Below are 24,189 nucleotides of genomic sequence, written 5' to 3' on the forward strand. Positions count from 1 at the left end.
GCTAGAGGGTGAATTCATACTGCTACCTTTAATTCTGGAACCGAAGTTGTTTGTTCTAATGATGAAGTTGATACTGATGCACGCAATAGGGCAAATTTCGGAAGGTAAATCATAGACAATGGTTGATAAATATAGTGGTAGACCACCTGAATCTGACATTTTTGCGTGGCAGCTTTTTGGGGATCTTCTTGAAGTGAAACCTTTTGCTGTTCAAATGCTGTCATCTGCGCCTGCATTTTTTGTTCAAGTTCTGCGATGCGTTGCATTTCTTGCTGCATTTGTTCTCGTAGTTCGGACAGACGTAATTCGCGGTCTATGTCATTTTGAACATTACTGACCGTACGTTTAATTTTTGCGTACCATTTCCCTACGAATCGGGCAGCTTCAGGTAATTTATCAGGCCCTAATACAAGTAAGGCGATAATGCCGAACGCTAGGAGTTCGGACATTCCCAAATTCAGCATAATGGTGCTCGCTTAGCTTTTTATTGAGCTTTCAGAATTTTTTACTTGAGCGTCGATAGTACGTGGTTCATTTAAAGAAGCTGTGGTTTCGTCTTCATCTTTCATCGACTTTTTGAAATCTTTAACGGCACCACCAACATCTTTACCCAGATTTTTTAGTTTTGATGTACCGAATAGTAAAATAACCACGATTGCAAAAATGAGCACGTGCCAAATAGATAAACCTGCCATAATCATATTCCTCTTAAAATTTAGCTCTATCTCAACAGGTTGGCATGACAAAGATGTGACATTTATATTGCAATTTTAAGACAATGAGGATGGGAGATGGTTTTGCAAAAGGGGGAGAAACCTGAATAGATGCTTCAGGTTTCTATAAATATTAACTTAGACTTGCTTTAAAAAGTTGCATCGCTTGACCACGATGGCTGATTTTATTTTTATCTGTTTTGCTTAATTCGGCACTGGATAGATTAAGTTCTGGCAGCCAAAATAGTGGATCGTAACCAAAACCATTTTCACCACGCGCAGCTGCTAAAATCTCACCTTTCCATATGCCTTGGAAAATCTGCGGCAGAGGGTCTTCTGCATGTGTCACAAGTGCAAGTACGCACACGAACATACCTTCTATGCTTTCGCCATTTTTGCGGAAGGGAATGAGATCAGCCAAAAGCTTTTCATTGTTCGCTGTATCATTGCCATGTTCACCGGCATATCGTGCAGAATAGATCCCAGGTGCACCACTTAAAATTGGGACGCATAGACCTGAGTCATCCGCAATCGCTGGTTTTCCTGAAAGTTTAGATGCATGGCGGGCTTTGATAATCGCATTTTCAACAAAACTTAGACCATCTTCGATGGCATCTTCAATATCCAGTTTGCCTTGAGGAATGATCTCGATAGGTAGATTGAGCTGTTGAAATAGGTGTTCAAATTCTGCAATTTTACCTTTGTTGTTGCTTGCAAGTACAAGCTTGCCTTGGGTGAGCCATGAGGGAGTAGACATATGAATTTTAGATCAGCTTTGATTGAGTGAAATTTTAGAGTGTTTTGCATAAAGAGAATAGTCAAAAATTATTGCTTGATTCTTGATTTGATGTCTCTGAACAAAAGGTTTCTAAATCAGCCAATAGCTCCTGAAATACAACCTCTGGCTCAGAAGGTGCGTAGCCCTCTAAGGAGGAGTATAGATTAAGATCGTAAAAATTAAGCATTTCGGCAAGATTGCTAATGCTTAAAAATTTGGAAAAAATCAAAATTTTTTGCAGAAATGGAAATAGATCATTTTGAACTTTCACTAAATTTAACTTCTTTAACATGTAGTCCACTAATAAGTGTTTAATTGTAGTTTCTGTTAGATATGTATAAATTTCAGTTTGGGATAATTGCTTAAAATAGCTGACAACTTGCTCTGGCGTTGAGAGAAAGCATATTTCTAAAGCTAAATCATTAGACGGATTTTTTTCTAGTGTTTCAATTGCCCACCTTTGGATTTCTTCTGGTGTTATTGTTTCTAATTCTAGTTTTGCTTTGAATATCGCTTTTTCTATATCGCTCATTTAGTACAGTTAATATAAGAATGAATGCTATAACTATAATGAAAAAACCGACTCTCACAAGTCGGTTTTTATATTTTCGCTAAATCTAAATAAGATTATTGTGCTTGAATCCATTTATCCGCACGGTCACGTGCAGTACGGATTTGCTCTTGAGTTAAGTTTGCAGCCAAAGCGGTTTTCTTACCTTCTGACAAGCTAATCACTTTAGTATCAAGCATGCCATCACGTGTTGAAAGCTCATACCATTGATAAGCGCCAATATAGTTTTTCTTTTGTTCTTCCATCACAGCAAGGTTAAAGCTGGCACGGTTATCACCATTACTTGCCGCTTTTTCAAAATACTTGCGCGCTAACACTTCATCCTTTTTAGTGCCAATGCCATCGGCATACATACGACCAACATTGAGCTGTGCAGCGGAAATACCTTTGTCTGCGGCAGCTTTAAATAAAGCAAACGCTTGTTTCTCATCTTTTGCAACGTCCTTACCATGTTGGTAACGAGTTGCTAAATAAAACTGTGCCCCAGCCTGACCTGCTTTTGCAGCGTTTTGCAATTCACCAATACTCATCACTGAATATCGTGCTGCTTGTGCAGCAACGGATTGCGGTTGAGCAACATAGTCTGCATGCGCTTGTATGCTGATCAGACCAAATAAAAATGTGCTGATTAATGTCTTTTTCATAGAGCGCTCACTCGATAAATTGCGACTTCACCAAATAGGTTCGGCATATGCTTACTGAGCAAACTACCTTGTTGGTCACCATTAACGGCAAGTCGATTAATAATTTTAATCCGATTCTCAGCACATAAGGCTTCAAAGTCACGGAATGTACATAAATGAATATTCGGAGTGTTATACCACATATAAGGTAAAGCCTCCGAAACAGGCATTTTCCCTTTTAATGCAAGAAAAGAACGCGTCTTCCAATATGCAAAATTTGGAAAAGTAATAATTGCTTGCTTACCAACACGCACCATATCACGAAGTAATACATCAGGTGCATCTACAGCTTGCAAAGCTTGTGCCATCACCACAGAGTCAAAAGATTGATCGGCAAAGCGGCTTAAACCTAAGTTTAAGTCCTGTTGGATAATATTTAACCCCCGACTGATGGCAATTGCAATCTTTTCTTGATCAATTTCTAAGCCATAAGCACGAATATTGTGCTGTTTGCTCATATGAGCCAATAATTCGCCATCGCCACAACCTAAGTCTAGCACGCTAGAATTTGGATTAATCCATTTTTCGGCGAGTCGTTGATCTATACGCATTAGTTCAGCTCCTGCGATGTCGATTGCAACTGTTGTTCTCCACCTAAAAATGCACGTAAGGATTTTACATACAGCGGAATTGGGAACAAGAAAGAGTCATGGCCCTGTTCAGCATCAATTTCCAAGTAACTCACAGGTTTATGATTATCAATCAAAGCATCAACCAATTCCTGTGAACGGCTTGGACTAAAACGCCAGTCTGTGGTGAATGAAATTACCAAAAATTGACATTTCGGTTGACTCATTGCTTTGGTCAATGAATGCTCATACTCACGAGAGGGGTCAAAATAATCCAAAGCCTTGGTCATAATCAAGTAAGTATTTGCATCAAAATTACGGCTAAATTGTTCACCTTGGTAACGCAAATAGCTTTCAACTTGGAACTCGACATCAAAACCATACATAAACTTGCCAGATTTTAGATCTCGTCCAAATTTTTGTTTCATGGCTTCTTCTGAGAGGTAAGTGATATGACCAACCATTCGCGCCAAAATCAAGCCCCGTTTTGGATAGCTATCATTCTCTAAATAACGTCCATGATGAAAGTCTGGATCGGACAGAATAGATTGGCGTGCGACTTCATTGAACGCAATATTTTGAGCAGAAAGCTTTGGTGCACTCGCAATAATCGCACATTTCTTTAAACGATCTGGATAATCCAATGACCATTGCAAAGCTTGCATGCCTCCCAATGAACCGCCGATGACAGCGTACCATACATCAATACCAAGACGATCAGAAAGCATGGCTTGGGTCTTTACCCAGTCTCGTACAGTCACGAGAGGGAAGTCAGGGCCATAGGGACGATTTTCATTTTCAGGATTGGGTGAGATTGGTCCTGTAGAGCCACTACAACCACCGATATTATTCAGTGCAACTACGAAAAAGTGATTGGTATCAATTGCTTTGCCAGGACCGATACAACTGTCCCACCAACCTGCTTTTTTATCATCTTCATGATGATAACCTGCGGCATGATGGTGACCTGATAGGGCATGACAAATTAAGATGGCATTGGAATGATCTGCGTTGAGTGTTCCATAGGTTTCAACCATTAAATCAAAGCGAGGTAATACCCTCCCACACTCAAGTTCTAATGGTGCTTCAAATGAAAATTTTTGTGGTGTGACTAAACCCACTGAATCCGATGGAAAAGACACTGGAATCGTTCGTCCTATAAATCTTTTATCAATAATAAAAAGGATACCAACTCTGGTATCCTTTTTAAACGATTGTTTTTGTTAAACTGCAGCGGCAACCACTTGATCCGTTGTTAACACACCTTGTTCAATCAATCGGTTGGTACATGCAATAATGGCTTCGATTGATGACGTAACGATGTTGTCATGTACGCCTGCACCAAATGCGCTTTTGCCTGTGCCTTTCACTTGGAGTTCAATTAAAGCAAGGGCTTTGGCATTTGCACCAGAACTAATACTACGTTCTTCATAGTTCACAACATCGATTGGCAACTGTAAAGCATTCAACATTGCAGAGATTGGGCCATTACCTTCACCACGTAAACGTTGAATTTCGCCTTCAATTTCAATATCTAATTCAATGATTTGTGTGCCATTGATATCAGACAACTGATAGTGTTTAGTTTGATAATGGTGGTTTTTGATATCCACATAAGTCTTTTCGAACAATGTCCAAATCTCATGCGCACTGATTTCTGTACCATTTTCATCAGTATGTTGTTGAACGATCTGACTAAACTCAATCTGAACACGACGTGGTAAGGCAACGTTGTAATTCGATTCTAATAAGTATGCAATACCGCCTTTACCTGATTGGCTATTCACACGAATTACCGCATCGTAGTCACGCCCCAAGTCTTTCGGGTCGATTGGCAAGTAAGGCATATCCCAAATTTCTTCATTTTTCTGGAATTCAAAGCCTTTTTTAATTGCATCTTGGTGAGAACCAGAAAATGCAGTAAAGACTAAATCACCTGCGTATGGATGACGAGGATGAACAGGCAAGCCTGTACATTCTTCAACTGTAGCGATGATTTCATTGATGTTCGAGAAATCCAAATTCGGTGCAACACCTTGGGTGTACATATTCAAAGCGATTGCTGCAACGTCAACGTTACCCGTACGTTCGCCATTTCCAAATACACAGCCTTCAACGCGGTCAGCACCAGCCATAATCGCCAATTCAGATGCTGCGATACCACATCCACGGTCATTATGACAGTGAACAGAAATGATCACGCCATCACGACGTGCCAAGTTGCGATGCATCCATTCGATTTGATCGGCATAAACATTTGGCGTTGACACTTCGACAGTTGCAGGTAAGTTCAAAATCACTTTATTGGTTGGCGATGCTTCCCAAATTTCTGTGACTGCATCACATACATCCTTGGCAACTTCTAATTCTGTTGCAGTGAAACATTCAGGACTGTATTGAAATACCCATTCAGTTTCAGGATATTGTGCTGCATATTCTTTGACTTTATTGGCTGCATTGATGGCAAGTTGTTTCGCACCATTGACATCGACATTCAAGACTTTTTGACGGAATGTTGGTGAGTTTGAATTATAGATATGCACGATTGCACGCTTTGCGCCCACTAAGGATTCAAAAGTACGTTCAATCAAATGATCACGTGCTTGCACTAAGACTTCAATGTAGACATCTTCTGGGATCAAATCTCCTTCGATCAATTTGCGAGCAAAGTCAAAGTCGATTTGTGATGCAGATGGAAAGCCAATTTCAATATGTTTAAAACCAATTTTTACCAACATATGGAACATTTTTAATTTTTGTTCCATATTCATCGGTTCAAAAATCGCTTGGTTACCGTCACGAAGATCGGTACTCATCCAAATTGGCGCTTGGTTAATTTCATTATTTGGCCATTGACGGTTTGGTAAATCCACACGTTGGTACATACGGCGGTATTTTTTACTTGGATCTGCCAACATTTTGCTAACTCCTTGTCATAGCAGGGGTTGCAAACTCAGCGTAAATGCAACGTGCTACTTTATATATGGTGTCTATTCGAAATAATTTAAAGAGAATCTGTGTCGAGTACCTAAAAATTTAGGTCAAAAAAGTTATATGCGCGCGAGGCGCAGCATCAGGAGAGCAGCGAGATGTTTTTTATGAGACGGATGGATAAAGCCGCAATTTGTTTTCATCATCTACCATTCAACGCAGTTATTAGGTTGTGTTGCTATATTAATCACGTAATAGAAAACAGTCTAGGTGAAAATACAGGCAACTGCAAAGGTCTATCTAAATCTATAAAGCATTTTAATTTGTATGAACAAGAAATAATTTCCTATTTTTGCGCTAAATAGAAAAATAATGAAAATATTTACCGAGATATTGGCTAATCTCGGTAAATAAAATCTTGGTTAATCTCATCTATGCTCGCTGTTCCCATCAGTGCCATGGTAATTTTTAATTCTTCTTTTAAAATTTAAAACCCTTTTGAGGGTGTTGGAGTTTTTGAACTCATCCAAATCCCCAAAAGGGTTTTATCCGAAGCTGAATCTTTACAACGTGACTGAATTAGAAATCATAAGATATAGATAACCAATAGTTACGACCTGATAGGTAGGTGCCTGACATACTTGAGCTGATTTGCATGTAGTCATAATAAGAGGCAGGATTACCCTGAGCATCTATGTATGAACCATTACTGCTAAAGTCTTTGTCGAGTAAGTTGTTGACAGAACCATTAAAACGTAATTGATCATTAACGCTGTAACTAGCACCTAAGTTGAATAAATTATAGCCTTTTAGTTTGTTATTGGTTGCATTGTAAATAATAGCGGCATCGCCGGTAGTTTGCTCAGTATCGTAACGCTTACGATCTGACTTGTATTCATGCTGCAACCATAAATCAAATGCATCATTGATATGCCAAGTTGAGGTCATATTAAAGGCATTCTTGGGTACGTTACTTAGGTATGAACCTTTGTTTTTACCTTTGGTAATTTCTGATTCCATGTAGGTATATGCAGCTTTAATGTCCCATTCTGGAATAATGCTATATTTGAGGCTAAGTTCAATACCTTTGGTTTCTGCTTCATCCGCATTGATTTTTTGGTTAAAGCTATTTTGGGTAATATGTGAACCATAACTCACACAACCTGGTTGATTTGGATTTGTTGCAGAAGAACAATTTAATAATTCTGGCCCATCTGTAATCAGGTTCTTAATCTTATTAAAGAACGCTGTCGTAGTAAGGTCTAAGTTGCCATTATTATAATTAAACCCAAGCTCATAGTTGGTTGATTCTTCTGGTTTTAAGTTTGGGGACCCCACATTAAAAGAGGTTCCTTGTCCAGTGATACTGATAATACCATTGTGAAGATCTTTGGCTGAAGGTGCCTTGTAACCTGTGCTGACCCCACCTTTTAGTGTCAAGTTGTCATTTGTGTTCCAGACTAGGTAAGCACGTGGGCTAAATTGACCACCGAAACCAGAGTGATCTTCATAACGTCCACCAAGAGTGAAACCGAGATTTTCGAGAATGCGCCATTCATCTTCAGCATAGACAGAGAAAGAGTCTTTTTTGAATGTAGAGCCAAAGCCAGCTATATCATCTGCAATTTTAGCCTCTTTATATTCAGCGCCAACAGTTAGCTTATGATCAGCAATGGGTAAAACCACATGCGAGTCGGCAACAAAATCAGTATTCTTTAATGTACGATCCTGACCTGCTGAGGCATTTCCTTGGAAAGTATTATGCGGGATCGTACGCCCAATCGTTTCAGTTTTGGTTTGACTAAGGTAGGATGCCCATTGACCAAAACTATAGTCGCCGTCATGACCTAGAGCAATTTGATCACGTTTAAACTCTAATTTATCTTTATAGCCTGTAGCACCAAGTTCGGTTGCGCCTCTCGGTATGGTCGTCCAATCTTGTGTACCTAAACGGCTATCATCATTTTTATAAGTTTGACTTGAGTGAAATCCATCTATCCAAAAGCTATTTTGATCATTGAATTTGAATGATAATTTTCCACCGATATCATAGATATCTGCTTCACTTGGACGTGGGTCACGACCAGACGTGCCTGGAATACGTTCTGACTTTTTGCGATCTAAATAAGACCCACGTAGTTGTACGCCAAGTTTATCCTGAATAATAGGACCATTGACGACTAAGCTGGTTTTCCAGGAGTCGGCTTCACCTCCATGTTCCATCACATTGCCACTTACTGTGACATTGCCATTCCATTCATTGCTAATCTTCTTGGTAATAATGTTAATTACACCGCCCATTGCTTCTGAACCATAGCGTGTCGCCATTGGACCACGAATTACTTCAATGCGTTCAATAGAAGCCAGTGGGGGAAGAAAGCCATTCGCTGATTCGCCAAAACCATTTGGTGTCACGTCTGTAGAGGTAGTTTGGCGACGACCATCAATCAGAATCAGACTGTATTCATTGTCCAAGCCACGCATTTTAATATTTAAGCCTGAAGTTTTACCAATACCATCGCGGATATCGATACCAGGAATATCTGCAAGTAGATCTGCAATGCTAGTCGCATTTTTCTTTTCGATATCTTCTTTTGTTACGACACTAATAGAAGCAGGTGCATTTTTAATATCTTGCTCATAACCTGCTGCAGAGACCACAATTGTTGATAACTGATGGATGGTTGGCTCATTGTTGTTGGCATATACTGTACTTGATGCAAGTGCGAGCAGAGCGGCAGAGAGAGGGTGAGGATTGAACCTTGCCATAATTAAAAATATCCCTAAACAAAAATAAAAATCACGAGAATGTGGGTGATATACAGACATAGTAATGATAATGATAAAACTTATCATTAACAACAAAAAGCAACATTAGTTTAAGTTTTATTTAAGAATCTTATTAAATGAGTGTTAATGAAGAGAAAAAAGAAGATAAAGAGACTTTTTTATCATCTAATTTTGTATATCTGAAAAGTTGTCATATAATGTGGCACTTTAAAAAATTGTTACTACTAACTAAATATCGAGGAAGCCATGCAAGTAACGACTGAAGCGGTTTCGGGCGTTGCCCGTCGTTTAAATGTTTCTGTACCGACGAGCCGTGTTAACGAGCAATTTGAAGCTCGCTTAAAACGCACTGCCAAAACTGTGAAGATCAACGGCTTCCGTCCAGGTAAGGTGCCTTTAAATGTTGTTCGCCGTGAATATGGTGCAAGCATTTATCAAGAAGTTGTAAATGACATCATCCGTGACACTGTTTTCGAAGCAATTCAACAAGAGAAAATCAATGCTGTTGGCATGCCGAACATTGAGAAAGTGGAAAACAAAGATGATGCTTTAGTTTATGAAGCAACTGTTGAAGTTTATCCAGAAGTAGAAGTGAAAGCTTTTGCAGACTTAGAAGTTGAGCGTAAGTCATCAGAAATCAATGATAAAGATGTTGATGTCATGATTGAAAACTTACAAAAGCAACGTGCTTCTTGGACTGAAACTAAAGGCATGGCGAAAAAAGACATGCAAGTGACTTTCGATTTTGAAGGCACTGTTGATGGTGAGAAGTTTGAAGGCGGTACTGCTGAAGACTTTAAACTTGTTCTTGGTTCAGGTCGTATGATTCCAGGTTTTGAAGATGGCATCATCGGTATGAAAAAAGGCGAAGAGAAAGTTATTGATGTAACTTTCCCTGAAGACTATCAGGCTGAAAACTTGGCTGGTAAAGCAGCTCAATTCAAAATCACTGTAAAGCTTGTTGAAAAACAAAAACTTCCAGAGATTGACGCTGAGTTCTTGAAAATCTTTGGTTTAACTGAAGAAGAAGGCTTAGACAAGTTAAAAGCTGATGTTCGTAAGAATATGGAACGTGAAGTTCGCAATGGTCTTCGTAACCAAGTGAAACAAGCTGCATTTGATGCACTTGTTGCTGCTAACGAAATCGAAGTTCCAGCTTCTATGGTTGCTCAAGAAATTGACCGTCAACGTCAACAAATGATCCAACAATTCACTCAGCAGTTTGGTGCTCAAGGTGCAGGTGCATTTGATAGCAGCATGCTTCCTGATGAATTGTTCAAAGAGCAAGCTGAGAAGTCAGTTAAGCTTGGTGTATTGGTAAGCAAAGTATTGGCTGATGCTAAACTTGAAGTTGACCAAGCACGTGTTGATGCTTATATCGATGATATGGCTTCTTCTTATGAAGACCCAACTGAGGTTGTTGAATACTTCAAAAATGACAAACAACAACGTGCTCAAATTGAAGCTGTTGTGTTAGAAGATCAAGTTGTTGATCACATCCTAGCAGCTGCTAAAGTAACTGATGTTGCGATCAGCTATGAAGACTTGTTGAAAGAACAACAAGCTCGTCGTGGTTAATCTTTCAAAAGTTCTGAAGAAAGGCGCGTAAGCGCCTTTTTTTATCTGTCTTTGTATCTGTTATGAATGTGTTAATTTGTCGAAAAATTGCCAAAATTAGGCTGAAATAATCGAATAATTCAGAGTGAACCTTTTGCAATTTCATCGATTATCCCTCATATTGTTGGCATAGACCGAGTCACAATAATTTAGGAATAAATAAACGTATGTATGTTCCAACAATTGAAAATGCTTTAGTTCCTGTTGTCGTTGAGCAATCATCTCGTGGTGAACGTTCATTTGATATTTTTTCACGTTTATTACGTGAGCGCGTTATTTTCTTAACGGGTGAAGTTGAAGATAACATGGCCAACTTAATTGTTGCGCAGATGCTGTTCTTGGAGGCAGAAAATCCAGAAAAGGATATTCACCTTTATATTAATTCACCAGGCGGCTCAGTCACTGCAGGTATGGCGATTTATGACACTATGCAGTTTATTAAACCTGATGTTGTGACATATTGTATGGGACAAGCAGCATCTATGGGTGCATTCTTGTTAAATGCTGGTGCAAAAGGCAAGCGTTATTGTCTTGAAAATGCACGTGTCATGATTCACCAACCATTAGGTGGCTTCCGTGGCCAAGCTTCTGATATTGAAATCCATGCGCGTGAGATTTTATTTATTAAAGAGCGTTTGAATCGTTTGATGGCTGAACATAGTGGACAAGACTATGAGACAGTTGCCCGTGATACCGATCGTGATAATTTCATGACCGCACAAGCGGCGAAAGAATATGGTTTAGTTGATCAAGTATTAAGTAAGCGTCCGTAATTTTAAAGATTTAGAATTGGAGTAAATATGTCCGAACATCCTCAAGGACAAAAACATTGTTCATTTTGCGGTAAAACGCAGTCTGAAGTCGGGAAACTGATTGCAGGTGAGGACGCATATATTTGTAATGAGTGTGTGGATGTCTGCTTGGACTTGGTACAAACGAGTCAACAAGTTGAAGCAGGTGATTGGGCGAGTAAACCTTTGCCTAAGCCACATGAGATACGTGCTGCCTTGGATCAGTATGTTATTGGACAAGATATCGCTAAAAAAACCTTATCTGTTGCAGTGTACAACCACTACAAGCGTTTAAAAGCAGGGCAGTCAGGTCATACACACAAAGAGATTGAGATTGCGAAAAGTAATATTTTGCTGATTGGACCTACAGGTTCAGGTAAAACTTTACTTGCACAAACTCTTGCGCGTTTACTTGATGTTCCTTTTGCAATGGCTGATGCAACTACATTAACTGAAGCAGGCTATGTAGGGGAAGATGTTGAGAACATTGTACAAAAGCTTTTACAGAAAGCTGATTACGATGTTGATAAAGCGCAAAAAGGCATCATTTATATCGATGAGATTGATAAGATTACGCGTAAATCTGAAAATCCATCGATTACCCGTGATGTGTCTGGGGAGGGCGTACAACAAGCATTATTAAAAATGATTGAAGGTACGGTTGCTTCTATTCCTCCACAAGGTGGTCGTAAGCATCCTCAGCAAGAATTCATTCAGATTGATACTGCAAATATCTTATTTATTTGTGGTGGTGCGTTTTCTGGTTTGGAAAAAATTGTCCAACAGCGACAAGAAAAAGGTGGAATCGGTTTCACTGCTGATGTGAAGAACAAAGATGACAGTAAAAAAGTCTCTGAATTATTCCGTCAGGTGGAAGCGACAGATCTTGTGAAGTTTGGTTTGATTCCAGAGTTCATTGGTCGTTTGCCTGTGATTGCAACGCTAGAAGAACTCGATGAAGAAGCATTAATGCAGATTTTGACAGAGCCGAAAAATGCGTTAACGCGTCAGTATCAGTACTTGTTTACGATGGAAGATGTGGATTTAGTCTTCGAGGAATCTGCTTTGCGAGCGGTGGCGAAGAAAGCATTAGAGCGCAATACCGGTGCTCGTGGTCTGCGTTCTATCTTGGAAAATGTACTGCTTGAAACGATGTATGATTTACCGAGCCGTACTGATGTCGGAACAGTGATTGTTGATGAAGCTGTGATCAATGGAACAGCGAAGCCGAAGTTTAAGACAGAACGTTTACCTCAAACGACCAGTACAGAAACAGTTGAAAAGAAAGACTTAAAGGTGATTGATTCCAAATCAGCGTAATCCTGATCTGGTATCATTCATCTAAAAAGCATGAAAGGCCTCGCTTTTCATGCTTTTTTTATTTGCAATTAGACGTTGAGGTGTTAATCTTAAAAAATTGAAAAATCCGCATAGTATTGCGTAGTTAAAAATAAATCCAAGAAAACGCCTTGAGGGATGTCATGCGTTATTTAATATTGTCATTGTGTTGTGCAGGGGTGTTGGCTGGCTGTCAAAGTCATAAGACAGTTGAAGAAAAAACAACGACACTGACTGCGACATTACCATCTATTGACACCGAGAAAGAACCAGGTCTATTTGATCAATACCATGTTGGTGGTTTCACAGTGGGTGGTTGGGTAAATCAAAAATTAGGTCAGCATTTCAGTCCGATTAAACCGCAAAATGAGCAGGCTGCTGTGGTCTACTTATATCGTCCTGATACACGTTGGAATCGCCAAGAGATCGCCGCTGCAAATTTGTTTATCAATGGGCATCGCATTCCAAGCTTATTGCATAATCACTATTATTGGCTTGAATTGCCTGCTGGCACTTATCGTTTAAGTGTGAGTCGTCCTTTGGTTGGATTACATTTTCAAAAACCGAAGTACATCGATTTTAGCGTGGACGCAGGGCAGACCTATTTTATTAAGTATGACGAAGAGAACAAAGTCGAGCGAAGTGTGCGTTCAGGTCCATTTATGCCAACGCCTGATAAAGTTGCTCGTCAGGAAATCGCATTTACCCGTTTAAAATCGTCTAGTTATAATTTTGTGGCGCAAGAAGAATCGGGGAAAGTACGTTCCAAACCACAAGAGCTTAAACCTGAAAAATATGATGCTAAATCAGAAGTGCATCTCGTGAAGCCATTTAAATTATGGAATCCTTTGACGTGGTAATATGCCATGATGATCTATGTAGAAAGGCGCAATCTAGTTTTGCCTTTCTACATATAGGTAATTAAAGCTTAGAAATAGTAACCTAAGTTAATATTAAAACGTTGTTCAGTTTTAGAACTATCACCTGCAACGCTTCCTCCGATGAAAGGTTGATTTTTTGCGTTCACAAAGTCGATATAGCTAAAGAAATTACCCGCAGAAACCGCAACACCTGTCGTGTTCATGATAGTATCGCGGCTATTGTCAGATTTATCGTAAATCATCCCGTAATCATTATAAAATTGTAGTTGCGAAATTGGCCCTAGAGAAACGGGTAATGTATAAGCAATATTTGCACTTAATGACTTGGCCTGAGCTGCTATAGAATCATAAAAACCGTACGCACCTACAATCATGCGATCTGCATTGTTGTTGACATTGTAGTCATATTGGCTGTGCTGTAATTGGAAGTTCCAGCGCTGATAATTACTATTGAGATGAACCGCCCATGCGTGGTAATTTCCGACACGGTTTTGGTTGTCATGTAATCCACCATAAAGGGCCGATGTACCTATTTCACTGATAGCCCCACCGATATCAAATTGATAACCTAAACGACCTGAAAGCGTATTGTATTCACCAATTTTTTGTGTGGGCTCAGCATAAATATCCTCACCTTTAGTTCGTACGCCAACTACATCGTATGAGTAGCGTTTACTACGATCATCAACATAACCATCAACACCGCCTAATTCATCATTTTTATAGAAGCCTAAATCCAGTCGCCAATTATCTTTCATTTGACGTGAAATTAAGATCCCAAGATCAAAGTCATCTTCTAGACCAATATAATAATTAGGGCTGAAATAATAGCTGTGAGAGTTGTAGGGCTGATTACCAAAGCGGACAGGGGTAATACCGGCTTTAACTTCCCAATTCGGTAAGAATTCATAACCTAACCACGCATATTTGACTGTCGTCATGTAGTCATAAAAACGTAGTTCTGCACCGAGCAGGATGTCATCGACATTGCCATTAAACTTCAGTGCGATCATATCGAAATCAAAATCGCCATGACGGTCTTTATTGCCTTTTTCGTATGAGTTGATGCCTAAATTGGCACGAACTGCTCCTCCGACCTCGACTTTACTTTTTTTAGCCTCAGTGTGGGTGGTCTCTGTTTTCTCGTCTAATGCTTTGGCTTGTTGTTGGTGTAGTTTGGTTTCGAGTGCAGCAAGTTGTTGTTTTAAATTGTTGATCTGTTGCTGTAAGTCAGGTTCACTTTGAGCATAGCTGCTAGAACAAATAGCAAATGTGGATAGAAGTAAGAATCTTTGATAAAGCATAATATTGAGAGCCCTCCCTTGTTAATGTTTAAGCAGTGTAATAGAGGTTTCATCGTATTATCAAATTTCAAGCAGTTAAAAAGGCATTGAGGATAACCTCAATGCCTTTAAAGTGAATATTACTTATATTTTGTTGATATACACGGAAGCTTAAGCTTGTGCAGCATCAACCACTGGAATTTTTCCAATTTTTGCTTGCCAGATTTTTGGAGCAGTTGCGTGGATAGAAGTACCATTGACATCAACGGCAACGGACACAGGCATATCTTCAACCACAAATTTGTAGATTGCTTCCATACCTAGGTCAGCAAATGCAACGACTTCCGCTTCACGTACAGCTTTCGAAACGAGATAAGCAGCACCACCAACAGCCATCAAGTAAGTTGCTTTATTGTCTTTGATTGCTTCAACGGCTGCAGGACCACGATCCGCTTTACCGATCATGCCGAATAAGCCGGTTGCTTCTAAGACTTGACGTGTAAATTTGTCCATACGTGTTGCAGTTGTAGGGCCAGCAGGACCAACCACTTCATCACCTACTGGATCAACAGGACCGACGTAGTAAATAAATTTACCTTTTAAGTCGACTGGAAGTTCTTCACCATTATTTAACATGTCGACCATGCGCTTGTGTGCTGCATCACGACCTGTATAAATGGTACCGTTAAGAAGTAAGGTATCTCCCGGTTTCCAAGAGTCCATTTCTTCTTGTGTAATGGTATCAAGGTTTACACGTTTTGATTGAGAAGAATCCCAAGTCACAGCAGGGTAGTCTTCAAGTTTAGGCGCTTGAATGTGTGCAACACCTGTACCATCTAACTGGAAGTGTGCGTGACGAGTTGCAGCACAGTTTGGAATCATACCGACTGGCTTACCTGCAGCATGACATGGGTAATCTTTGATTTTAATATCAAGAACAGTCGTCAAACCACCAAGGCCTTGAGCACCAATACCCAACGCATTTACTTTTTCGAAGATCTCGATACGGAGTTCTTCCATCTTGTTTTGTGGACCGCGACGAAGTAATTCGTCCATGTTGATTTCTTCCATGAGCGCTTCTTTCGCAAGCATCATGGCTTTTTCAGCAGTACCACCGATACCAATACCGAGCATACCCGGTGGACACCAACCTGCACCCATCGTTGGAACGGTTTTGAGTACCCAATCCACGATCGAATCAGATGGGTTAAGCATCGCAAGTTTAGATTTATTTTCTGAACCGCCACCTTTTGCTGCAACGGTAATATCGACTTTATTCCCGGGTACGAGTTTGTAGTGAATGACCGCAGGGGTATTGTCTTTGGTATTTTTACGACCAAAAGCTGGATCAGCAAGAACTGAAGCACGAAGTACGTTTGAATTTTCTAAGTAACCTTGGCGTACACCTTCGTTCACTGCATCATCTAAGCTCATGGTTAAATCAAATTTAACGTCTAAGCCAACTTCAAGGAAAACGTTAACGATCCCTGTATCTTGACAGATTGGTCGGTGACCTTCAGCACACATACGTGAGTTGATGAGGATCTGTGCAATAGCATCTTTTGCAGCTTTGTTCTCTTCACGATCATACGCACGGCTCATCGCTTGGATGAAGTCTTGTGGGTGATAGTAAGAAATAAACTGGAGGGCATCCTTGATTGATGTAATCAAGTCATCTTGTTTGATGATCGTTGTCATATCAAAATTCTCTTGAGCGGGCGATTAGCTGGCGGGCTAAATTATATGACAAAAAGCTCGGATTGTGGGAGTTTTAAACGACTTTTGACTAAAGGTCTAAAGATTTGACTCCTTTCTCAATGATCTAATCCTTATTGGTTTTTTAAATTCAAATAATATAAGAGACTTAATAATGAACTTACTTCATGCGCATTTGAGAGGGAGAATAACCAAAATATTTTTTAAATCGATTACTAAAATGACTGCTAGAACTAAAACCATATTGCGCAGAAATTTCGGTTAAATTGAGATTGGTTTGCTGTAATGCTTGATGTGCTTGCTCTAAGCGGCGTTGCATTACATATTGGTGAGGTGGCATACGCATCGATTGCTTAAACATATGGGCAAAATGATACTCACTCAGTTGAGCTTGCTGTGCCAAGTCAGAGAGTGTCAAACTGAGATGGAGATTGTGATCAATCCACTGCAATAATTGTTTCAACACATACGGTGATAATCCCCCTTTAACTTCCGGTGCTTGCCATTGGGCGTGGCTATAATTTTTAATTAAATGGTTGAGTAAGAGTGTGGTTGCGGTACTCATTTGTAAGTGATTTTCACGATTTTGCCATGCACCATTGAGTAAAAAATGTCGGTAAATCATGGCAATGTGTGGATCAGCAACAAAAGTCTGTGGATTTAAAATAATTTGGTTGGGTTCACGATCCCAAACTTGTTCTGCGACACGTTGTAAATGTTGTTGGGTGTAATAGAGATGGACAAAAGTGAGTGAGTCACGAAGATCCCATGTTGATTCAAAATCTTGGGGCATCAAGCACATATGATCAGGGCCACCACCATTATGCCAACCTTGAGCAGTTTTTTGATAGCTTTGATATCCGCCTTGAATGTACATACTTAGTGTATGGTGATTGCTGCAAACATTGACGCGATCTTGATTGTTTTGCCACATCGCGAGTTGCATACCTGAACCCAGTTCTACTGAGTCAAGCAATTCAGCTTTATATTGTTGTAATTGATCTAGAATCTGATATTTCATCTTCTACTCAAAGGTTTAAATATGTGACTAGTGTAGCGATTTTTGATTGCGTTTGTCATTAGTAAGGATGATGTAAATATAATCGCAATTTGATGATAATCATCGCAAGAACATGCAAGAGAAAAAGATCTGAAACATCGCAAAATAGCAGCTATGTAAATGATCTGGTTAAATGAGATGAATGCGCTGTTATATGCTTTGGTTGTGTTGATTTGGGGAACCACATGGATTGCGATTAGTTTGCAACAACAAAGTGGAATCTCAGCAAATGTTGCAGTGTTTTGGCGTTTCTTTATTTCAGCGATTGTTCTCTTTGTCTTTATTGCGCTCACCAAGAAATTACAGAAACTTGCATTAAAAGATCATCTGTTTTGTGTATTACAGGGGCTATGTGTTTTTGGCTTAAATTTCGTCTGTTTTTATTATGCTGTGCAATATATTAGCAGTGGGTTGGAAGCAGTGATCTTTTCTATGGCCATGATTTTCAATGTAATCAATGCTAAATTCTTTTTTGATCAAGAGATTTCATCACGCTTTTATCCAGCAGCTTTGATGGGACTTTTGGGTATGCTGGCATTATTTTGGCATGATGTCTTTGGTACAACATTGAACTATCAGACATTGATTGGGATCGGATTGTGTGTATTGGGTACGTATGGTTTCTCACTGGGCAATATGATTAGTACCCGACATCAAAAACATGGATTAGATATTTTTAGTACCAATGCTTATGGCATGTTATATGGTGCGATCTTGATGGCATTGATTTCGGGGATTAAGCAAGACAACTTCTTTCCGAGTATGCAGTTCAGTGCGTTGAGTGCCTTATTGTATTTAGCGCTTTTTGGGTCAGTGATTGGATTTACTGCCTATTTCTATCTGATTGGACGGATTGGTGCGGCCAAGGCAGCTTATAGTACGTTATTATTTCCATTGGTGGCTTTAGTTGTGGCGACAATTTGGGAAGGTTATCAATGGCAGCTTAACGCTGTGATTGGGGTGGTCTTAATTCTTGGTGGAAATGCTATTTTCTTTATCAAAATGCCAAGAATCCAAACGATATTTACGTCTTCTAAGCAACTCTGAATGAGCTTGCCATATTTAAGGAAGAGAAAAATGCAGGCGCATTTGGCAAATCAGATTATCGATATCTATAAGAAATATGGACGTTTATGGACCGAACGTCGTGGAACCTATTTGTATGAAAAAGTTTGGTTGGATCGATTTTTATCTTTAATCCCTGTTCCATCCAAAATTCTAGATTTGGGCTGTGGTTCAGCCAAGCCAATTGCGGCATATTTGATTGAGCATGGTCATGAGGTAACGGGTGTGGACGCTTCGGATGTCATGATTGAAATGGCTCAGCAAAATTTTCCTGAACAGCACTGGATACAGCAAGATTTTCGTACTTTTCAATCAGATCAAAAGTTTCAAGGGATTTTAGCTTGGGACAGTTTTTTTCATTTGACACATGATGATCAAAGAAAAATGTTTGGGTTATTTTCAGATCATGCTGTGGCGGGTGCCGTATTAATGTTTACCAGTGGGCCTGCACATGGGGAGGCGATTGGCGAGATGTTTGGTGAACCTTTGTACCATGCCAGTTTATCGGCAGATGAATATCGCCTTTTATTAAAGCAACATGGATTTGAAGTGATAAAAATGATAGCAGAGGATTCTGAATGTGCAGGGCATACAGTGTGGTTGGCAAGATTTATTTGAAAATAGCGATTTAGTGAGATAGATGGATTTTTAATCACAAAAGCCAGTTTTAGTTTGTAGGTATTATTTTTTAGATTTAGTTTAATACAATATCGTTAACTCAATATTTTGGTTGTACCAATATCTTTCGAAAATGCTTTTGGATACATTCGGGAATAAGCACCGTGAATTTCGTTATCAGATAAAGATAATACCTGTCGGAGATTTGTACTCATAAAGGATAGCGTTGCTGCAATGATAAGAATCAGGCTGAGTAAAATCAAAGTTATATTTATGCCGAAGTTACTTATAAAAATACCTGTAATAACAACACCTATTGGGTTTGCGATACCTGTTCCAAATGTGGATGAGGCGCTGACTCTATTTAGGAAGTTATGTGGTACTGCTGCGCTACGCATAAAACTGGTATTGGTTAGAGCAACCATTAAGCCACAGCCAGCTACACACATGCTAAAACACATCAAACTAAAATAGCCAATGTGAAAAACGGATAAGACTTGGCTCATGAGCGCAAATATTAAAATACCTACACTTAACGCTAAATATCCTGAGTATGTGGTTATTGCTCGACCAAACAAAGAATTGGCGAGAGTTGCGAGTTTTGTTGCGCCTAGAAACATGCCGATTGCAAATGATGTGTCAACGATACCAAGTAGTAGAGGGGTCTTACTATAATTTTGATAAAAGTAAGTGGGTAGAGCGACACTGAAAAAAGGAAATAAGCCTAAATTTATAAAAAAAGTAATTTTAATTAAACTAATTTCTGGAGGGAGTTGTTTTAGGGTAGAAAAACCACTGCTCCACTTAGGACGTTTGAGCTTAGAGTTTATCTTCGAGCCGACATTTAAAATTTTTATTGAATTTAATAAAATGATTGAGAAAAGAATCAACCCGACGCTAAACCAAATCGTATTATGTGCACCGATGAGCGAAATTAATCCTGTTCCTAATATAGGTGAGCAAAAGGTCACAATTGTCATCGCTGCTGATCGCCACTGGATAGCACTGGAAAGTTGTTCTTTACTGATTTGAAATGGAACGATACTACTTTGGAGTGGTTCACGAATACCAATGGCTAAACCACCTAAAGCTTGGCAAATAAAAAGTAAAATTGCTAGATAGGTCTGTGTCGTTGCTAACAAGGCGATGGTGATTGCTGAGATTAGACTCATCCAATAACATAATGAAATCAGTCGTTGTTTATCATAGGTATCACCGAGTGATCCAAATATTCCCCGTGCTAAGATGTCTGCTGCTGTGCCTATCGCAACAAAGATTACAAATGCTCTTGCATCACTGGTTATCGAAAGAACCCACCATGCAAGAGCTAGATGTATACAACGTGAAGCAATACTATTCAGAATTGCGGAAAATTGAACAAAATAAAAACCTTTTCCAAAGGAGTATGGCGTCAAGCTTATTTACTCCTAGGCTAGGTTTATTGTTGCGCTGCCTGGATCGCCGTTAACGCAATGGTAAACACGATATCATCGACCAAAGCACCACGAGATAAATCATTAACTGGTTTATTTAAACCTTGCAGCATTGGGCCGACACTCACCACATTGGCAGCACGTTGCACTGCTTTATAAGTGGTATTACCCGTATTTAAATCAGGGAATATGAATACATTGGCACGACCAGCCACTTGCGAATCAGGTGCCTTTTGGCGACCGACACTTTCTACTGAAGCCGCATCGTATTGTAAAGGTCCATCAATGAGGAGATCGGGACGGCGCTGTTGGGCGATTTGAGTTGCTTCAGCGACCTTTTCAACATCCGCACCTGTGCCAGAGGTTCCTGTTGAATAGCTGATCATCGCAATACGAGGGTCGAGACCAAACGCTTTTGCAGAATCAGCAGATTGAATGGCAATCTCGGCCAATTGTTCTGCATTCGGATCTGGATTGATTGCACAATCACCATACACATAGACTTCATCTGGTAACAGCATAAAGAACACAGATGAAACTAACGAATAATTAGGCGCAGTCTTAATTAATTGGAAGGCTGGGCGGACTGTGTTGGCTGTCGTATGAATCGCACCAGAAACTAAGCCATCCACTTCATCTAAGGCTAACATCATCGTACCAAGAACAACGGTATCTTGAAGTTGTGCTTTGGCTTGTAAGGCATCTAACTTACCTTTGCGTAGTTCAACCATTGGATCGATGTAGCGATCACGGATAGTGTCAGGATCAATGATTTTTAAATCGCTTGGTAGTTGAATACCACGTGCTTTCGCAACTTCTGCAACAGATTCGGGTTTTGCCAATAAGATACATTGTGCGATACCACGATTCTGACAAATCACAGCCGCTTGTACGGTGCGAGGTTCGTCACCTTCAGGTAGCACAATGCATTTTTTAGCAGTAATAGATTTTTGGACTAACTCATAACGGAATGCTGAAGGAGATAGGCGCGGGTGTAAATTGTTTTGGGTGTGTTGATCCAGCCATTGACTGTCAATATGGCTTGATACAAAGCGTGTAACTTGTTCCGCACGTTCAGTATCATCGATTGGAATTTCATTACCAAAACGACTGAGTTTCTTCAATGCTTCTAAGGTTGTGAGAGGTGTGTGTAAGACTGGTAAACCTTGTTTGATTGCACTTTGGCAAAACTCAAGCACATTTGCTGCGGGTGGGGACGGTTCTGTGAGAACTAATCCTGCCAATGGTGTTCCATTACTGCTGGCAAGACTGGCAGCAAGTAAAATATCAGCGCGCTGAGATGCACCAATAATTAGTTCACCTGGTACAAATTTGTGAAGTTCAGATTCAATATTAGATGCAATTAAACTGGTATGTAATATACGTCGATGTTTGGCTTCACCTTGATGTAACCACGTTCCATTAACAATCGGGGCAATGTCTAAACTTCGCGGAACGCTCAAAATATTACTAAAAGGCACTAAGCCAATAATAGGTAGGGCCTCGGTTCCGATATGGCGGTTATAGCGTTGTAACTCTACTGCATAACGATCTATCTTTTCACCTAAGCGTAAGCTTGGATCGAGTGTGACAGGGATTTGAGCCGTACTTTCAGGCAAACCTTTGGTTCGCATAAATAGAATGCCAGTCGTACGTGCTGAAGCAGCGCCACCAAATTGTCTAAGATGTGCATCTATTCGTTCGGCGGTTTTGCGAGGATCTGACAAGTCTGCGGTACTGACCAAAACCACTTGAGCATCTAAAGCTTGTGCTAAGGCAGCATTGATTTCACTCACAAAATGGTCTTGGCCATTTGGAACAAGCCCTTCAACAATGATCACATCATGATGCGCCGCGATTTGGCGATGTAAAGCCACCGCTTCTTCAAGCAATTCATCTGTTTCACCGAGCGCAATCAACTGTGTTAATCGGTCATAGGTCATCGGTTCTACAGCATGATGCTGAAATAAATGGTGATATAAGGTTGTGGTGCGATCAACAGTTGCTTCAGCAATTTGAGAGAAGGGTTTTAAAAATCCTGCATTAATACCTTTACAGTCCAGCGCATAAATCATACCAAGACAGGCTGAGGTTAAACCTACACCTTCACCAGTTGGAATAAGTAAAATTGTATTCATAATGACCTTAAAATTCGATTTATTGGTTAATTAAGTTGTCCAAGCACTTGGCGCGTTTCTTTGGCAATCCTTCCTTCTTCATCGGTTGGGATGACCCAGATTTGTGGACCTGTACCATGATCAATCCGACCTTCGGTACCACGTGCTAAGCTATTATTTTTTTCTACACTAAATTGCAAACCAAAGTGTGGTAGATAGGCTACGGTTTTCTCACGAATATTGGCAGCGTTCTCACCAATACCACCTGTAAAAATTAAACCATCTAAACTAGGGAGCCCACAACTTAAAGCTGATAAAGATTTAGCGAGACGATAGCAGAAGACTTCGATTGCGAGAGTTGCACCTTCATGCCCATTTTCTGAGGCTTCAACTAGGGTTCGCATATCATTAGAAAGACCAGATAAACCCAGTAAGCCGCTTTCTTTATTCAACATATTGTCGATTTTCTGAATATCCCATCCTAGATTATTGGATAAGAACAAAGGGAGGCTTGGATCAACATCCCCACTTCGGGTGCCCATAACGACACCTTCTAGCGGTGTCATCCCCATAGAAGTATCAATACTTTCACCATTCCAAATTGCACACGTTGAGCTACCATTACCAAGATGTGCACTGAGCCATCCACCTTGATCTTTTTGACCGGCTAATTCACTTGCTCGCTCTGAAACATAGGCATGACTCGTACCATGGAAGCCGTAACGGCGAACTTGATAATCTGAGTATAAAAATTGTGGTAGTGCATAACGATAAGCACGTTCAGGCATAGTTTGATGAAAAGCAGTATCAAAGACAGCGACTTGAGGTAAATGTGGAAATAGCGCTAAGGTGGCTTCAATACCAATCAAATTGGCTGGATTATGTAGTGGTGCTAGAGGAACCGCATGACGAATACGATCAATGGTGTCTTGTGTTAAACGTTCAGCATGTGTCATGGTTCCACCATGTACCACTCGATGTCCGATCGCTTGAGGATTATAATTTGCTAATCGAGCTAAGAGTGTTTCAAGGGCTTTGGCGTGATCTGCATAGGGAATGGATAGTTCGAGTGGTTCACCACCGATGGTAATGCCTTTAATCCGTGCATCGGCCGCGCCTAAATTCTCTGCCAAACCATAAATACGATCTTCACGACGTTCTGAGATCAGGGCGTATTTGATAGATGAAGAACCACAATTAATTACTAAAACAGATATAGCCACGTTTGCACACCT

At 40.0% G+C, this 24,189-nt stretch carries 21 protein-coding genes; 6 read left to right on the forward strand and 15 right to left on the reverse strand.

All coding sequences use genetic code 11. The annotated features are described in order from the left end of the window. Nucleotides 1-14: 14 nt before the first annotated feature. From tatB to F2A31_RS02310, 9 genes are all read right to left on the reverse strand, one after another. Entirely contained in the window at nt 15-464 is a 450-nt protein-coding gene (tatB, locus tag F2A31_RS02265; RefSeq protein WP_150024991.1) for a Sec-independent protein translocase protein TatB, read from the reverse strand. Nucleotides 465-476: 12 nt separating this feature from the next. Next, on the reverse strand, nt 477-695 hold the full coding sequence (gene tatA / locus F2A31_RS02270; RefSeq protein WP_005086778.1) for a Sec-independent protein translocase subunit TatA: 219 nt from the start codon (nt 693-695) through the stop codon (nt 477-479). 151 nt (nt 696-846) lie between these two features. After that, the gene (rdgB, locus tag F2A31_RS02275; RefSeq protein ID WP_150024992.1) at nt 847-1,470 is read right to left on the reverse strand and encodes an RdgB/HAM1 family non-canonical purine NTP pyrophosphatase; all 624 of its coding nucleotides are present in this window, start codon (nt 1,468-1,470) and stop codon (nt 847-849) included. A 61-nt stretch (nt 1,471-1,531) separates the two neighbouring features. After that, nucleotides 1,532-2,023: a hypothetical protein gene (locus tag F2A31_RS02280; RefSeq protein WP_134251468.1), complete on the reverse strand. Its 492-nt coding sequence runs from the start codon at nt 2,021-2,023 to the stop codon at nt 1,532-1,534. A 95-nt stretch (nt 2,024-2,118) separates the two neighbouring features. After that, nucleotides 2,119-2,706, reverse strand: a complete 588-nt coding sequence (locus tag F2A31_RS02285) for a tetratricopeptide repeat protein (protein ID WP_005086775.1) — start codon at nt 2,704-2,706, stop codon at nt 2,119-2,121. After that, complete coding sequence (gene metW, locus F2A31_RS02290) at nt 2,703-3,296, reverse strand: methionine biosynthesis protein MetW (protein ID WP_005086774.1); 594 nt, start codon at nt 3,294-3,296, stop codon at nt 2,703-2,705. The genes F2A31_RS02285 and metW overlap by 4 nt, the downstream gene beginning before the upstream one ends. Further along, nucleotides 3,296-4,456 carry a homoserine O-succinyltransferase MetX gene (metX, locus tag F2A31_RS02295; RefSeq protein WP_005086773.1) on the reverse strand — a complete coding sequence of 387 codons (1,161 nt, stop codon included), beginning with the start codon at nt 4,454-4,456 and terminating at the stop codon, nt 3,296-3,298. Before metX ends, metW begins: the two co-directional genes overlap by 1 nt. Before the next feature lie 81 nt (nt 4,457-4,537). Continuing rightward, entirely contained in the window at nt 4,538-6,232 is a 1,695-nt protein-coding gene (gene leuA, locus F2A31_RS02300) for a 2-isopropylmalate synthase (RefSeq protein WP_150024993.1), read from the reverse strand. Between the two features lie 592 nt (nt 6,233-6,824). Continuing rightward, complete coding sequence (locus tag F2A31_RS02310) at nt 6,825-9,014, reverse strand: TonB-dependent receptor domain-containing protein (RefSeq protein ID WP_150024994.1); 2,190 nt, start codon at nt 9,012-9,014, stop codon at nt 6,825-6,827. A 267-nt stretch (nt 9,015-9,281) separates the two neighbouring features. Between F2A31_RS02310 and tig the strand changes: the two genes are divergently transcribed. The 4 genes from tig (at nt 9,282) to F2A31_RS02330 (ending at nt 13,641) form a co-directional block, all read left to right on the forward strand. Continuing rightward, nucleotides 9,282-10,613: a trigger factor gene (gene tig / locus F2A31_RS02315; protein WP_150024995.1), complete on the forward strand. Its 1,332-nt coding sequence runs from the start codon at nt 9,282-9,284 to the stop codon at nt 10,611-10,613. Between the two features lie 206 nt (nt 10,614-10,819). Continuing rightward, nucleotides 10,820-11,425: an ATP-dependent Clp endopeptidase proteolytic subunit ClpP gene (gene clpP / locus F2A31_RS02320; RefSeq protein WP_004640929.1), complete on the forward strand. Its 606-nt coding sequence runs from the start codon at nt 10,820-10,822 to the stop codon at nt 11,423-11,425. A gap of 27 nt (nt 11,426-11,452) precedes the next feature. Further along, nucleotides 11,453-12,763: an ATP-dependent Clp protease ATP-binding subunit ClpX gene (clpX, locus tag F2A31_RS02325; protein WP_150024996.1), complete on the forward strand. Its 1,311-nt coding sequence runs from the start codon at nt 11,453-11,455 to the stop codon at nt 12,761-12,763. 161 nt (nt 12,764-12,924) lie between these two features. Next, nucleotides 12,925-13,641, forward strand: a complete 717-nt coding sequence (locus F2A31_RS02330; protein ID WP_150024997.1) for a DUF2846 domain-containing protein — start codon at nt 12,925-12,927, stop codon at nt 13,639-13,641. Nucleotides 13,642-13,709: 68 nt separating this feature from the next. Here F2A31_RS02330 and F2A31_RS02335 read toward each other — a convergent pair whose 3' ends face one another. The 3 genes from F2A31_RS02335 to F2A31_RS02345 all read right to left on the reverse strand — a co-directional run bounded on the left by F2A31_RS02335 (nt 13,710) and on the right by F2A31_RS02345 (nt 17,682). Then, nucleotides 13,710-14,966 carry a carbohydrate porin gene (locus F2A31_RS02335; RefSeq protein ID WP_150024998.1) on the reverse strand — a complete coding sequence of 419 codons (1,257 nt, stop codon included), beginning with the start codon at nt 14,964-14,966 and terminating at the stop codon, nt 13,710-13,712. A gap of 150 nt (nt 14,967-15,116) precedes the next feature. Further along, nucleotides 15,117-16,643, reverse strand: a complete 1,527-nt coding sequence (locus tag F2A31_RS02340; RefSeq protein ID WP_004640921.1) for a fumarate hydratase — start codon at nt 16,641-16,643, stop codon at nt 15,117-15,119. A 178-nt stretch (nt 16,644-16,821) separates the two neighbouring features. After that, nucleotides 16,822-17,682: a helix-turn-helix transcriptional regulator gene (locus F2A31_RS02345; RefSeq protein WP_008941239.1), complete on the reverse strand. Its 861-nt coding sequence runs from the start codon at nt 17,680-17,682 to the stop codon at nt 16,822-16,824. A 177-nt stretch (nt 17,683-17,859) separates the two neighbouring features. Here F2A31_RS02345 and F2A31_RS02350 point away from each other — a divergent pair, with 177 nt between their 5' ends. Both F2A31_RS02350 and F2A31_RS02355 read left to right on the forward strand, forming a co-directional pair. After that, nucleotides 17,860-18,768 carry a DMT family transporter gene (locus tag F2A31_RS02350; RefSeq protein ID WP_150027631.1) on the forward strand — a complete coding sequence of 303 codons (909 nt, stop codon included), beginning with the start codon at nt 17,860-17,862 and terminating at the stop codon, nt 18,766-18,768. A gap of 30 nt (nt 18,769-18,798) precedes the next feature. After that, a complete protein-coding gene (locus F2A31_RS02355; protein ID WP_150024999.1) occupies nt 18,799-19,404 on the forward strand; it encodes a class I SAM-dependent methyltransferase in 606 nt (201 codons plus the stop codon). Nucleotides 19,405-19,499: 95 nt separating this feature from the next. Here the strand turns inward: F2A31_RS02355 and F2A31_RS02360 are convergent, their stop codons facing one another. From F2A31_RS02360 to F2A31_RS02370, 3 genes are read right to left on the reverse strand one after another with little or no spacing between them, the layout of a single operon-like run. Further along, complete coding sequence (locus tag F2A31_RS02360) at nt 19,500-20,819, reverse strand: MFS transporter (RefSeq protein WP_150025000.1); 1,320 nt, start codon at nt 20,817-20,819, stop codon at nt 19,500-19,502. A 23-nt stretch (nt 20,820-20,842) separates the two neighbouring features. Further along, nucleotides 20,843-22,975, reverse strand: a complete 2,133-nt coding sequence (gene pta / locus F2A31_RS02365) for a phosphate acetyltransferase (protein ID WP_134251476.1) — start codon at nt 22,973-22,975, stop codon at nt 20,843-20,845. Nucleotides 22,976-23,001: 26 nt separating this feature from the next. Further along, complete coding sequence (locus tag F2A31_RS02370) at nt 23,002-24,177, reverse strand: acetate/propionate family kinase (RefSeq protein ID WP_150025001.1); 1,176 nt, start codon at nt 24,175-24,177, stop codon at nt 23,002-23,004. Between the last annotated feature and the right edge of the window lie 12 nt (nt 24,178-24,189).

The sequence above is a fragment of the Acinetobacter suaedae genome (genome assembly GCF_008630915.1).
Taxonomy (GTDB): Bacteria; Pseudomonadota; Gammaproteobacteria; order Pseudomonadales; family Moraxellaceae; genus Acinetobacter; species Acinetobacter suaedae.

Bases quoted from the DNA above. Each gene is read 5' to 3' on its own strand.
- F2A31_RS02310 (WP_150024994.1), bottom strand. From the start codon at position 9,014: ATGGCAAGGTTCAATCCTCACCCTCTCTCTGCCGCTCTGCTCGCACTT.
- leuA (WP_150024993.1), bottom strand. From the start codon at position 6,232: ATGTTGGCAGATCCAAGTAAAAAATACCGCCGTATGTACCAACGTGTG.
- metW (WP_005086774.1), bottom strand. From the start codon at position 3,296: ATGCGTATAGATCAACGACTCGCCGAAAAATGGATTAATCCAAATTCT.
- F2A31_RS02345 (WP_008941239.1), bottom strand. From the start codon at position 17,682: ATGAAATATCAGATTCTAGATCAATTACAACAATATAAAGCTGAATTG.
- F2A31_RS02350 (WP_150027631.1), top strand. From the start codon at position 17,860: ATGAATGCGCTGTTATATGCTTTGGTTGTGTTGATTTGGGGAACCACA.
- clpX (WP_150024996.1), top strand. From the start codon at position 11,453: ATGTCCGAACATCCTCAAGGACAAAAACATTGTTCATTTTGCGGTAAA.
- F2A31_RS02330 (WP_150024997.1), top strand. From the start codon at position 12,925: ATGCGTTATTTAATATTGTCATTGTGTTGTGCAGGGGTGTTGGCTGGC.
- F2A31_RS02285 (WP_005086775.1), bottom strand. From the start codon at position 2,706: ATGAAAAAGACATTAATCAGCACATTTTTATTTGGTCTGATCAGCATA.
- rdgB (WP_150024992.1), bottom strand. From the start codon at position 1,470: ATGTCTACTCCCTCATGGCTCACCCAAGGCAAGCTTGTACTTGCAAGC.
- F2A31_RS02355 (WP_150024999.1), top strand. From the start codon at position 18,799: ATGCAGGCGCATTTGGCAAATCAGATTATCGATATCTATAAGAAATAT.
- tatA (WP_005086778.1), bottom strand. From the start codon at position 695: ATGGCAGGTTTATCTATTTGGCACGTGCTCATTTTTGCAATCGTGGTT.
- F2A31_RS02280 (WP_134251468.1), bottom strand. From the start codon at position 2,023: ATGAGCGATATAGAAAAAGCGATATTCAAAGCAAAACTAGAATTAGAA.
- clpP (WP_004640929.1), top strand. From the start codon at position 10,820: ATGTATGTTCCAACAATTGAAAATGCTTTAGTTCCTGTTGTCGTTGAG.
- F2A31_RS02340 (WP_004640921.1), bottom strand. From the start codon at position 16,643: ATGACAACGATCATCAAACAAGATGACTTGATTACATCAATCAAGGAT.
- pta (WP_134251476.1), bottom strand. From the start codon at position 22,975: ATGAATACAATTTTACTTATTCCAACTGGTGAAGGTGTAGGTTTAACC.
- F2A31_RS02335 (WP_150024998.1), bottom strand. From the start codon at position 14,966: ATGCTTTATCAAAGATTCTTACTTCTATCCACATTTGCTATTTGTTCT.
- tatB (WP_150024991.1), bottom strand. From the start codon at position 464: ATGCTGAATTTGGGAATGTCCGAACTCCTAGCGTTCGGCATTATCGCC.
- tig (WP_150024995.1), top strand. From the start codon at position 9,282: ATGCAAGTAACGACTGAAGCGGTTTCGGGCGTTGCCCGTCGTTTAAAT.